The organism is Leifsonia virtsii (assembly GCF_030433675.1).
Taxonomy (GTDB): domain Bacteria; phylum Actinomycetota; class Actinomycetes; order Actinomycetales; family Microbacteriaceae; genus Leifsonia; species Leifsonia virtsii.
The window spans coordinates 74,591-87,253 of record NZ_JAROCB010000005.1; the positions used below are offsets into that span (position 1 = coordinate 74,591).

A 12,663-nucleotide genomic window follows, 5' to 3' on the forward strand; every position below is an offset into this window, starting at 1 on the left:
TCCAGGAGAACGTCGCTGTTCGTCCCCGCCGGTTTCGGCGGGCGGTCGCACAAGCATGGCCGCGGTGAGCGCTCCCGTCGGGGTTGCGGTCGTATTGGTCGCGATCGCATCCGGGATTCTCTGGCACGCTGGGAGGACTATGGCTCGACGGGGAGTGATGCGCAGCGCGGCGTCGCGGGTGTTCGCGGTGCTGGTCGCCGTCGTGCTCGTCGCCGGCGTGCTGACAGCCGTGCTGCTCGTGCTCGACGCCCAGCGCTCGGCCAGGGTCGAGGCGGAACGTGTGACGCGCTCCGTCTCGGAGACGCTCGCCGACCTCCCGGAGGTGCGGTCGGCGCTGACGTCGGGGCCGAGCGCGGCGACCGCCGAGCTGCAGCCGGTCACGGAACGCATCACCCGGAGCGCCGGCGTCGACTTCATCACGATCATGACGGCCGACGGAATCCGGGTGACCCACCGCGACCCCGGTCAGATCGGCAGGCACTACCTCGGCACCATCCCGGGCACTCCCGTCGCCCGCACCGAGGAGTTCACCGGGACGCTCGGTCCCTCGGTCCGGACGATCGTGCCCGTGCTCGACGGAGGCCGGGTGGTCGGCTGGGTCTCGACAGGCGTCACGGTCGAGAGCATCGGCAGCACCCTCCTGCCTCGGCTCCCGTACGCGATCGGGATCGCGCTGGCCGTCACGGCCGCCGGGGTCGTGGGTGCGCTGGTGGTGCGACGGCTCACGCGGCGCGTCACGGGCGACCTCCCCGCCCGCGAGGTGCGCGACGCGGTCTCGTCGTACGAGTCGGTCCGCACGCTCGGGGAGGCGCTGCGCGCCCAGAACCACGAGCACGGCAACCGGATGCACACCGCCGTCGCCCTGATCGAGCTCGGCCGCACGGACGAAGCCGTCGAGCTGCTGACGGAGACCTCCCGGCAGAGCCAGGCGCTGGTCGATCAGGTCACCGCCGCCCGGGCCGGCGATCCGACCGTCGGCGCGCTCCTGCTGGGCAAGGCGGCGCAGGCCGCTGAGCGCGGGGTGGAGTGGGAGGCCGTGCTCGACCCCGAGACGCCACGGACGACGCTCAGCGCGGTGGACGCCGTCTCGGTGGTCGGCAACCTGATCGACAACGCGCTCGACGCGGCGGCCGCCGGGCCGGAACCGCGCTGGGTGCGATTCACGCTGGCGCCCGGCGACGCCGGCGGCGTCGTGGTGGAGGTCGCCGACAGCGGCGACGGCATCCCACAGGGCACGCGTGAGCGCATCTTCGAGCCGGGCTTCTCCACCAAGCCGGCGGACGAAACCGGCCGCGGCGTGGGACTCCCGCTCGTCAAGGCGATCGTGGAGGCGGCGGGCGGCACTCTGCGCCTCGACGCCGAGCCCACCCGGTTCCGTGCCGAACTGCCGGGAAGGGAGACGCCGTGATCGGCGTCCTCATCGTGGACGACGAGGCGCTCACCCTCGAACTGCACCGCCGCTACGTCGAACGCATCGAGGGCTTCCGTGTGGTCGGCGAGTGCGCCGGTGCCCACGCCGCGCTCACGGCACTGCTCGAGAGCCCGCCCGCCGAGCCCGTCGACCTGGTGCTGCTCGACATGACCATGCCCGACGCCAGCGGCCTGGAGGTGCTGCGCCGCCTGCGCGCCCGCGGGTCGGACGTCGACGTCATCGCCATCACGGCCGTGCGGGATGCAGAGGTCGTGCACCAGATGGCCGCGCTCGGCGTCGTGCAGTATCTGGTCAAGCCGTTCTCGTTCGCGGTCTTCGCCGACCGTCTCGAGCAGTTCCGCGAGTACCGGCGTCGCGCCCTGGAGGCGGCGGGTGCCCCCACGCAGGACGAGATCGATGCGCTGCTCGGAGCCCGCCGCCCGGCGACGGCGCCCCAGCTGCCGAAGGGTCTCTCGCCGGAGACGCTGGGCCGCATCCGGGACACCGTGCGAGAGCGCGGCGCGCTGTCGGCGGCCGAGGCGGCATCGCAGCTCGGGATGTCGCGCGTCGCCGCTCGCCGCTACCTCGAGTACCTGGCCGACGCCGGCCGCCTCACCCGCGAACCCCGGTACGGCGCACCCGGGCGCCCCGAGACGGAGTACCGCTGGCGGTAAGCGCCGCCCGTCTCCTGTCCCGACCACGACTGGCCGGACGTCTCCGCGCCCCCGACGTCATAGACGGCTCGGTCTATGCGTCTTGGAGGGTGTGACCCCATCGCACCCCACGCCCCGCGCCCGCGCCTACCGAATCCTCGTGGTGGCCGTCGTGGTGGGGTTCCTCGCGCCCGGAATGTCCCTCGCGACACCGGCATCGGCATCGCCCGCGTACGCGCCGTGCCCCGCGACGGTGGACGTGTCGGCCTGCGACGCCGACGCGGACGGGCTCCCGGACACGGTCGAGCGCGTGGTCGCCGGTTCGGCGACCGGCGCGACAGGGCGCGAGGACAACGACAAGGACGGCGTGCCGGACTGGCTGGAGGTGATGGCGTGCGGGAGCGTCTCGTGCGCATCGCCGTCGAAAGACTCCGTGGGGGACGGCATCCCGGACTACGCGCGGATCCTGGCCTGTGGGTCGGCGACCTGCTGGACGGACAACAGGGACGTCAACGTCAACGGCGTTCCCAAGTGGGCGTCGGTCGTGATCTGCGGAACAACCGGGTGTGCGACCGGTCATGAGGACTACGACGGCGACGGGGTCTCGGATGCGATCCAGCTGGCGGCGTGCGTCAAGGCTCGAGACCTCCTGGCCTCGACGGGGTCGTGGCTGCCCATCGGGCTGATCGTCGCGATCGCCGGGGGCCTGATCGCGACCGGTGTGGTCCTCGCCCGCCGTCGCGGGCTGTTCCAGGCCGCCGTCGACGCGGGCGCTGCCGCCTGATGCGGGGATCGAGCAAGCGGGCGACGTTCGCCCCGCGCACGGCCGGCGCGCGTGTCCGGTCCGCTGTCACCGCGACGGTCGCCGTCGTGGCCCTGACGCTGGTGGGAACGGCGACCCCGGCGCAGGCGTCGCCGCAGGAGCTCGCCCGGCGGACCGCGGCGGCCACGCTGGCGGAGGTGCGGGCGGCCGCGGCGGTGCAGGAGCGCCGGGTTCGCGCCGAGACCGAGACTCCGCATCCCGCCGCGACGGGACAGATCGACCCGGGCACGGAGTCGACGGTCACCGCAGACGGGTTGGGCGCGTCGGTGACCTTCTCCGGCAACAAGGTCGACTCGGCCTTGACGGTGGCGGTCGGTGCTGCGCCGAAGAACGCATTGCGGGCGGCTAAAGCAGAGCAGCCCGCCGGCGGCACCCCCGTGTCCGATCCTGTGGAGATCACGGCGACCGACGCCCGCGGCAAGCAGGTGACCCAGTTTCCGGCGAAGACGACCAAGACCCGCGGTGGCGGCGACAAGGGCCCGGTGGTGTCGGATGTGACCCCTGGTGTCACACTGGAACTGAAGCCCGACACGGACCGCGTGAAGGCGAACGATCTGAACCCGGCGACGCTGCAGATCTACACGCGCGAGACCGCCGGTGACCCGTGGGCGGTCCTGCCGTCGTACTACGACGAGAAGGCCGGGGTCGTGCGCGGGGAGTCGACCCACCTCTCGCAGTTCGTCGTGATCGGGATCCCGTTCCCGCTTCCGCGAGGCCGACGGTCGTGCTGGACCCGGACAACGATGAGGGGATCGCGAACACACCGGCCCCGCGGGTGAGCGAGCTCGGCTACAACGTCCAGCTGGCGCAGCGGGTGCGGACGCTGCTGCAGCAGGACTGCCAGGCCAACGTGGTCCTCACCCGCGAAGACCCGGCGGTGCCGTTCATCAGCCGTGCGACCCGTGCCGGTATCGCCGCCGCCGCGAACCCGACCCTCACCCTGGGTATCGGGTTCAACACGAACCAGGGCACGGCGTGGGGTGCGCCCAGCAATGGCGGGTCGCAGGTGTACTCCCGTGGTGGAGCGGTCGACGACGCCGTCTCGAACTCTCTCGTCGGCGTCCTGCCGACCTACACGACGCGGCCGGCGAAGAACCTGGGCAACAACGGCAACTTCCCGGGAGACGAGTTCGCGGGCCTTCCGAACGCGTTCACGCACCTCGAAGCCCTGTTCATGGATCACAACTACGACCGTCCTGTGATCGACAACGGGATGCCGTCGATCGCGAACGGTGTGCTGACCGGGCTCGGCGTGTACCTGGAGTCGCAGGGATTCGACTGCACCGACCCGGTGACCGGCGGCTGGCCGTCTCCTCCGTCGCAGGCGGAGATCGCCCGCTGGCGGCAGCTCGGTCACCAGAACCACCAGACCTACGGCGGGGAGCCGTTCTCCTTCTCCACCGGCAACCTCATCGAGGACGAGAAGCTCTTCACCCTTCCCGGCGCGGGCGGCTCCGCCACCGACATCACCTTCACCTACAACTCGCAGGACGGCCGGCTCACCCGGATCGGCGCGGGCTGGTCGTTCGGACTCGGCGTCCGCGCGCAACGCTTCATCGACGGCTCGGTGATGGTGGTCCGCGGCGACGGCGCCTCGTTCGTGTTCACGGGCGACGGCAAGGGCGGCTACACGACTGCGGATGCGGGCGTCCACCAGACGCTGACCGAGGCTGGCGGCGGAAAGCTGCGGCTGACGGACGTCTCCGGTGAGTCGTGGCTGTTCGACGCGTCGAACATCGACGGCATCGGCAACCTGATCGCGCACACGGACGCCGCGGGTCACACGACCACGCTGACCTATGGCGCCCCGAACCCTGATGTCAATCAGTTCTATCCGCTGACATCGATCACCGACTCGAGCGGCCAGACCATCACGGTCGACTCCGACGCCGTGGGACGCGTGACAGGGTTCACCCGGCCGGGCGGCGACCACTGGTCCCTCGGCTACGACGCGGCGGGCAACCTCACCAGCATCACCAAGCCCGACGGCCGATCGAAGTCGTTCACCTACGACGACAAGCACCAGCTGCTGGCGGCGACGGATGCGACCGGCGCGCTCTACCTGAAGAACGAGTACGACGCGCAGGGCCGCGTCGTGAAGCAGTGGGACGTGCAGGGCAACCTGCGGCGGCTCGACTACTCCACCCCGGGTCAGACCACGTACACCGACAACCTGGGCCGCAAGAGCGTGTACTCCTACGACGACCAGTCGAGGATCACGAAGGTGCAGCACCCGGACGGCACCACGGCCGTCTTCGGGTACGACGACGACAACAACGTGACCCGGTCGACCGATGAGAACGGCCAGAAGACCGCCTACACCTACGACGCCGCGGGGAACCTGCTCACGCAGACGGCGCCGGACGGCGTGGTGACCAAGTACACCTACACCCCGACCGGTCTGGTGGCGACCAAGACCGACACCGGCGGCAAGGCGGGTGCGGAGCGCACCTGGGCGTACGACTACGACGCGGCCGGACATGTCGTCGCGGTGCACCAGCCGGATGGCACCACCCTCGCCAACACGTTCGATTCCGCGGGGAACCTCACCGCGACGACCCAGCCCTCCGGCGCCCGCACCACCTTCGGCTACGACGCGGCGGGTCACCTGACGACGGCGACGGACGCGAACGGTCATGCGACCACGTACGCGTACGACGCCGCCGGGCGGATGGCGTCGCAGACCGACCCGAACGGCCACACCACCCGCTATTCCTGGGACTCCGGCGACCGCGTGGTCACGGTGTCGAACGCGGCCGGGGGAGTTTTCTCCTACGGGTGGGAACCGAACGATCACCTCGCATCGTTGACGGACCCGCTGGGCGGGGTGACCAAGTACTCGTGGGACGCGATGTTCCACCTCACCGACACCACATCCCCCACCGGTGGCGTGACGAAGTACGACTACACGGCTGAGGACGCCCTGGCCAAGCAGACCGACCCGCTCGGCGGGACGACCTCCTACGCGACGGACGACCAGGACCGCACGGTCAAGACAGTCGATCCGAACGGCGGCGAGTGGACCTACACCTACGACGGTGTCGGAAACCTCACCGCCTCCACTTCGCCGGCGGGTGCGAAGACGACCTACACCTACGACAGCAACGGTCAACTCACCAGCCAGACGGACCCCACCGGTGGCAAGTCGACGTACAGCTACGACAGCGTCGGCCGTCTGGTGAAGCAGACCGACCCGGACGGTGTGGCCACCAGGTACGGCTACGACCTCCTGGACCGGGTGTCGCGGATCACCGACGGCCTCGGCAAGCACACCGACTTGGCCTACGACATCGACGGCAACCTCACCAGCGTCACCGACCGGCAGGGCAACGTCACCACGTACGCGTACGACCCGGCCGGGCAAGTGGTCTCGCAGACCACCCCGCTGGGGGAGACCACCCGGTACGGGTACGACCCGGACGGCAACGTGATCACCGTCACCGACCCGCTGGGCAGGACGACCGGCTACGCGTACGACGCCCTCGAGCAGCTCACCGCACGCACCGATCCCGCCGGCAACACCACCTCCTACCGGTACGACGCCGACGGCCGCACCACCGCGGTGACCGACCCGAACGGCCACACCACCAAGTACGCCTACGACGCGGCAGGCAACAACACCTCCACGACCGATCCGACGGGCGCCGTCACCGCGTACCGGTGGGATGCCGACGGCAACCAGACCTCCCTGGTGGACGCGAGCGGACACGTGACCCGCTACGGGCATGACCCGGCCGGGCAGCTCACCACCGTCACGGAGGAATACAAGGCCGGCGCCAAGCCCGGCCAGGATGTGAACGTCGTCTCCACCTACGGGTACGACCCGGACGGCAACCTGACCACCGTCACCGACCCCAACGGGCACGCGACCAAGTACACGGCCGATAGGGCCGGCCGCACCCTGTCAGAGGTCAACCCGGTCGGGAACACCACCACGTGGGCGTACACCGCGGCCGGCAGGCCGGCGAAGACGACCACCGGCACCGGCGCGACCATCGGCTACGGCTACAACGTTCGCGGCGACCTGACCCGCCAGGACCAGGCCGGCGCTGCCGCTTCGTACGAGTACGACGCCGAGCAGCGGTTGATCGCGATGACCGACCCGACGGGTGTCTCCGGGTTCACCTACGACAAGGACGGCCGCCTGACCACGCAGATCGACCAGCAGGGCGGCCACCTGACCACCGCGTACGACAAGGCGGGCCAGACCACCTCGATGACCCTGCCCACCGGGCAGACCCTGGACTACACCTACGACACGGCCGGTCGGGTGACCTCGCAGGCGTCCCCGTGGGGGTCGCTGTCGTACGGGTGGGACCCCGCAGGCAACCTGACCAAGCTGGCCCGGTCCACCGGGGTCACCACCACCTACGGCTACGACCCCGACAACCGCGTCACCGACGTGCTCCACACCACCCTGGCGGCAGCAGCCGCTCCGGCCACTGCGACCCCGACCCCGACGCCCACGCCTGCGGCGTATGTGTCCGGGGACGCGGCTGCAGCCCAGTGCGAGACGGTCGCCGGGTACCTGTCGTCCCGGTCTGCGTCCGCGGCAGGGAGCAACGGGATGTGCAAGCACACCGCCGCCTACCTGGGCGATCGCACCCTCCCGGCCGCGGCCAACCCGGTCCCGGATGGTGGAAGCCTGCGTTTCACCTACGCGTACGCGCCCGACGGGAACCTCACCGACGCCACCCGCACGATCACCGGTGGCGCGTACGGGAGCGGTTCGGCTCCGGGTGTGGTGAGGAAGACGTCGAAGGTCTACGGGTACGACAACCTCGACCGCCTGACCTCTTCTGTCATCGATAAGAAGGAGAAGAACACCTACGCCTACGACCCGGCCGGCAACCGCACCGGCTGGACCCGGTCAGGCGCCACCGACGGCGACTTCACCCAGACCGCGACGTACAACAACGCCAACCAGGTCACGCAGACCGCAACGGACAAGTCCGGCAGGGGAGTCTCGGCGGGGGTGGCCACCTACGGGTACGACGGCGCGGGCAACCGCACCTCGCAGTCCGTCGCCGGGGTGGGCGCCTCGTACGCCTATAACGCGGTGGGGCAGACCAGCCAGGTGACCCGTGACGGCCGCACCACCAGTTACGGTTACGACGGTCTGGGCCGGCAGGCATCCATCACCGACCAGACCAAGTACGGCACCGACACCACCCGCAACGTCTACAACGGCGGCGACCTCGCCCAGACCGCCAGCGTCAGTCACGGCACCAGCACTCTGGTCTCGGATGCGATCGGGCAGCTGGCCGAGCATGTCACCGCGACCGGGTCAGCCACCTGGGATCTCCTGGATGGCCTGGGTTCCACGGTCGCCGGCGCCACCGGTGGTTCGATCACCCAGCTGGCGTCCTACGACGACTGGGGCACCCAGGTCTTCGAAACGACCGGTTGGTCTGCACCCCAGAGCTACACCGGGCAGGCTGGGGACCCGACGCAGGGTCTGGTGCACAACTCCGCCCGCAGCTACGACCCGGCCACCGGGTCCTGGACCAGCCCCGAGACCTGGCGGGGCCTGCTGACGCAGCCCAAGACGTTGGCCCGCTACCAGTACGTCTCCGACAACCCGGCCACGTACCTCGACCCCGACGGGCACCTCTGCGCCCGCCGCGGCGCCGGTGACGGGCTCCCGTTGGGCTGCGGCGCCCCTCCCGTCCAGGCGTACAACAACGTCAAGATGCCACCACCCGCGCCACCGTACGTTCCCAAGAAGAAGGACACCCCCAAGCCCAAGGGGCCGGGAACCCAGACGAAGGTGCAGGAGCGCCACGCTGACGGCGCCGACTTCGTCGGCCCAAATCTCTCCCTGACGGCAAATCGCCAAATTTGTGGACCTGGAGTTGCGCCAACAATCTGCGCCTTCATCAACGGGAACAGCGAGAAAATCCGCGCCGCCCAGCATGAAGCATGGGTCAATGAGACGAAGGATCTTGCTCAGACATTCGGCAATATCGCCGCAGGCATCGACTTCGTTACCCTGGTCTTCCCTGCGCTTTCGCCGCTTACGGTCCCTGCTGCTGTGATCGTTAACGCGGGGAGCGTAGCTCTCTCGTGCGGTGCCGATTGGAACACGCGCAACTGCCTGCTCGGCGGCTTCCTCTTCGTTTCCTCGCTAGGACTAGCGTCGGCCGGGAGCATCAAAGCCCTCCCGGGTCTGTCGGGTGCAATGCTCAGAGGCGCTGGATCGATAACGGGAAGTGGAAGCGACGTCGGAACCCTCGCAGGCAACTTCGACGACGGTGTATCCAGATGGTGGGATCAGAAGGTGTTCGGATGAAACGATGGAGCGTCTGGCGACTGCTGGCTGGGGCGTCAGTCGCGGGGACTGTGATTGCGCTCAGCATTCACGCGGTTCTTGGCAGTGGTGCCGCGTTCTGGCAACTATTGGCCTACCTAGCCCTCGGTGCAATCCTGCTGATGATCGCCTCAGCGATCCGGCGGAGCGATATGAGAGAGGTGGGTTATGCCATCCGTTCGATCAGGAGGAGGGTAAAATCCAAGGTCTGGGTGGTGAAGGTCGCTTCGGTTACGTTCGGTGATTTCAGCAACCTCCGTGAACGCTTAGGCGTGCTTAGCGTGGCCGGGGAGCCCTTGCCATACCTGCTGCTCACTGTGACCCGGGGCTCGCTCCTGCTATTCCTACCCGTTCATCACGAGGATCCGATCGAAAGCAGAGCCCTCACAGAAACCGACCTGAGCATTGCTCGCGGAACACTTCAGATTCGATCGGCCGATGGTATGGGAACGCTCGATCTCAGGGTGATTTCGACGCCCTTGTATCTACCCTCGCGTACGCTTACCCGGTCGCTCTACAACTCCCTGCGCTACCACGCTGTGGCTGACCACACTGGAACACGCTGATGGTGCGGTTGCGCGGTTTCGCGCTTCATCTCCTTGCGAATCAAGGCAGCAGACGTGTTATCAGAGGCACAGAGTTCCTGTGACGTGGACCATTTCCCAATATGAGCCGTGTTCCTACGGTGGGCCCACCTGCTATGGCTCGACTGTCACGGCATTTCCCTCTCGACCGCAGAGCTGACGTGGACCACGTTCAATGGGTAGCCGTTGTATTCGGGCTTGTGGCCATCGGGTGGGGGGCGATTTGTGTGGTGTTGCCTGCACGCCTGAAGCTCCCGGATGGCACCAGGTGGCGCCCCCTCTTGGAGCAAAGGCGGCGGATGAGCCCGCGGGAAGTACGAATGAGCGGAATCGCGTCTATCGTCTTTGGTCTGGCCGTCACCACGTTCGGATTCCTCGGAGCGTTCGGGTAGTGAGGCTGCTGGATCCGGAAAGACGGCGAACTGAAGAGTCGACGACGTGGGATCTGCTGGATGGCCTGAGTTCCACGATCGCCGGCGTGGCCTGTCACCTTCGGCTTCGGCCCAGAGGTGCACCTATATGGAACCGCCGGCGTGAGCGTTGGCAAGCAAGAAGGCCTGAGTCTTGTCGGGTCGTGCGGAGTAGTTGCAGTCCCAAACATATCCGTAGGTGGAGGGTGGAGTTTCGGTCGCCAATCACCGATCGCGGGCGCCTCTGGTTGTGAGCTCCTTCGGAATAGTGATGGTCACAATTTCAATCCTCTTTGGGTTGGCGGCCTGAGTTGCAGAATCGGTCAGAACGGGAGCGGTTCCTGTTCGGCTCCGAGCGTGCTGGGCAAGATGTTGAAGCAGGTGACGGGAGCATTGAAATGGCCCCGCCATCGCGCAGTTGGCCTCCCACGAGGACTGGGGCGGCAGAACTTCGAGACGAGCGACTGGTCGGCACCCGAGAGCAACGCCGAGGAGATGTAACTGTGTTGTCGCGAATCCAGATTCTGGTGGGGTAGCTCTATTGGATGTTCAGGCCGTTGTTATGGGTATCGCCGGAACGCTCGGTATCGCGGCCGGGATCGGGCGTCTGATCCGCGACCGGATCGCAGCCAGGAATCAAACGAACTTTGAGAAGCGAGTAGATCGCGGTCGGAGTGCGCGACGAGCTGCCTCCAGCGCCGGCCTCAGCGGCATATGGTGCAGGGAGGCGACGAAGACGAGCAGGTCGCACGAACTCTCGGGTTCCTCCCCGAACGCGCGCTGCTCGACCCGAACGGACGGGAGCGTCCGGCACCGTTCGGCGGCGACGGCTGCCGTGCGTGCGTCGGGTTCGATGCCGATCGTGGTAGGCAAGAGAGTGGCGAGCCGGGACAACAGTTCGCCCGTCCCGCACCCGACATCCACTGCGGTGGTACCGCCGCGACGACGCACGGCTCGAGCGTGTCTCAGCACGACCCCGGTGAAGGCGTCGTTGTGCGACCACGGGTGAGCGGCGTTGATGCGCCCGATCGCGGCGAGGAACCCCACGGCGACAGCCTAACGACCGTCTCCACCCGGCTCTCCACTCGTGGGTTGATCCGCGCTCGCCATCGCGTTCCTAGCGTGAAGTCATGTTCTCCGGTCTCCCCGTCTCCGTCTCCGCTTCCCGTGTTCTCGCCACCGTCGCGGGGGCGCTCGCTCTCGCGGTCGGCGCCGCCGACGTCGGGCCGTGGGCTCCGTCCGGGCTGGCGGTCACGAGCGCTGTCCTCCTCGCCGCCGGCGTCGCGTTCTGGATCGGCGTCGTCCTGGAGCGTGGTCCCAGGCGGTCCGGGCCCTGGTGGGTGCGGGCCGCCTCCGCCGCTTCTCTCATCGCGGGTGCCGGACACCTGCTCGCCGGCGGCGGCGGCGCGGGGCTCCTCCCCGCCCTCCTCGGTCTTGCGTCGGTGGTGCTGTCCGCCCTTCCCGCCTCGCGGCGCTCCTGGACGCCGCCCCCCCTTCTCCGCCCGCCGCCTGGTGGGCGCGGTCGGGGTCACCGCGATGGTGCTCGCCGGGCTGACGGCGGCCGGAGCCGCTGCGACCGCGGCGCCCTGCTCCTTCCCGCGCGTGACCGCCAGCGGGCTCGACGTGTCCTCCAAGGGATCGGGTGGCGACGGGATGCTGCCGAGCGGAACAGTCCGGGCGACCGACGGCACACGCCTGACCTACTTCGCGTTCGTCCCGGCCCATCCGGTCGCTTCGCTGGTGTTCTTCCACGGGTCGGGAGCCGACAGCACGCTCGGGTACCTGGGCTTCGGCCGCGCTCTGGCCGCGAACGGTGTCGCGGCGTACCTGTTCGACGTCCGCGGCCACGGTGCCTCCGGCGGGCCGCGGGGCGATACACCGTCGCCGGGACAGCTGATCGCGGACGTCTCCACAGACGTCGGCGTCGCCGCCCGGGCACACCCGGGCCTCCCGGTGTTCGTCGGCGGCCACTCGGCCGGTGCGGGCATCGTGCTCAACAGCGTCACGGCGCTCGGCTCGCGCGTGAGCGGCTACGTCCTCGTCGCGCCGGACTTCGGCCTCCACTCCGGTACGGAGTCGGTCGCCGACGCGGCCAACTTCGCCACGGTCTGCCAGGCGCCGCTGATCGCAGCGACCCTCAGCAACGGGCTGGTCGACGGTCACCGGGACGCGGTCGCGTTCGCCTACACGCCGGCGCAAGTGCGCTCCGGTCTGATCCCGCGCTATACCGCGGCGATGGCGATCGGCCAGAACGTGAACGACGCCCGCAGCATCCTCAGTCGGATCCGTCGGCCCGTCGGACTGTGGATCGGCGCGCGCGACGAAGTCTTCTCGCCGGCGAAGGTCGTCGCGTTCGCCCACGCGGCTCCGCAGCGCTTCCTGTCCACCACGATCGTCCCGGGCGCGACCCACCTTTCGGTCCTCGACTCCGTGGGGCCGCAGGTCGCCTCCTGGATCCGCGCCCACGCCTGA

Annotated in this window: 8 protein-coding genes; 7 read left to right on the forward strand and 1 reads right to left on the reverse strand. The window is 68.9% G+C overall.

Annotated elements, in window-relative coordinates:
• The first annotated feature begins 139 nt into the window (after positions 1 to 139).
• The 6 genes from P5G59_RS17240 (at position 140) to P5G59_RS17265 (ending at position 9,763) form a co-directional block, all read left to right on the forward strand.
• Positions 140 to 1,408: a sensor histidine kinase gene (locus P5G59_RS17240; protein ID WP_301220248.1), complete on the forward strand. Its 1,269-nt coding sequence runs from the start codon at positions 140 to 142 to the stop codon at positions 1,406 to 1,408.
• Positions 1,405 to 2,085, forward strand: a complete 681-nt coding sequence (locus P5G59_RS17245) for a response regulator (protein WP_301220249.1) — start codon at positions 1,405 to 1,407, stop codon at positions 2,083 to 2,085. The genes P5G59_RS17240 and P5G59_RS17245 overlap by 4 nt, the downstream gene beginning before the upstream one ends.
• A gap of 139 nt (positions 2,086 to 2,224) precedes the next feature.
• Positions 2,225 to 2,848: a hypothetical protein gene (locus P5G59_RS17250; protein ID WP_301220250.1), complete on the forward strand. Its 624-nt coding sequence runs from the start codon at positions 2,225 to 2,227 to the stop codon at positions 2,846 to 2,848.
• Positions 2,848 to 3,666, forward strand: a complete 819-nt coding sequence (locus P5G59_RS17255; protein ID WP_301220251.1) for a hypothetical protein — start codon at positions 2,848 to 2,850, stop codon at positions 3,664 to 3,666. Before P5G59_RS17250 ends, P5G59_RS17255 begins: the two co-directional genes overlap by 1 nt.
• Positions 3,612 to 9,179 carry an RHS repeat-associated core domain-containing protein gene (locus tag P5G59_RS17260; protein ID WP_301220252.1) on the forward strand — a complete coding sequence of 1,856 codons (5,568 nt, stop codon included), beginning with the start codon at positions 3,612 to 3,614 and terminating at the stop codon, positions 9,177 to 9,179. The genes P5G59_RS17255 and P5G59_RS17260 overlap by 55 nt, the downstream gene beginning before the upstream one ends.
• The gene (locus P5G59_RS17265) at positions 9,176 to 9,763 is read left to right on the forward strand and encodes a hypothetical protein (RefSeq protein WP_301220253.1); all 588 of its coding nucleotides are present in this window, start codon (positions 9,176 to 9,178) and stop codon (positions 9,761 to 9,763) included. Before P5G59_RS17260 ends, P5G59_RS17265 begins: the two co-directional genes overlap by 4 nt.
• 1,064 nt (positions 9,764 to 10,827) lie before the next feature.
• On the opposite strand, the gene P5G59_RS17270 is transcribed toward P5G59_RS17265, so the two are convergent.
• Positions 10,828 to 11,238, reverse strand: coding sequence for a class I SAM-dependent methyltransferase (locus P5G59_RS17270; RefSeq protein WP_301220254.1), 411 nt, complete (start codon positions 11,236 to 11,238; stop codon positions 10,828 to 10,830).
• Positions 11,239 to 11,703: 465 nt separating this feature from the next.
• Between P5G59_RS17270 and P5G59_RS17275 the strand changes: the two genes are divergently transcribed.
• The gene (locus tag P5G59_RS17275) at positions 11,704 to 12,663 is read left to right on the forward strand and encodes an alpha/beta hydrolase (protein WP_301220255.1); all 960 of its coding nucleotides are present in this window, start codon (positions 11,704 to 11,706) and stop codon (positions 12,661 to 12,663) included.

Bases quoted from the DNA above. Each gene is read 5' to 3' on its own strand.
- P5G59_RS17240 (WP_301220248.1), top strand. From the start codon at position 140: ATGGCTCGACGGGGAGTGATGCGCAGCGCGGCGTCGCGGGTGTTCGCG.
- P5G59_RS17255 (WP_301220251.1), top strand. From the start codon at position 2,848: ATGCGGGGATCGAGCAAGCGGGCGACGTTCGCCCCGCGCACGGCCGGC.
- P5G59_RS17265 (WP_301220253.1), top strand. From the start codon at position 9,176: ATGAAACGATGGAGCGTCTGGCGACTGCTGGCTGGGGCGTCAGTCGCG.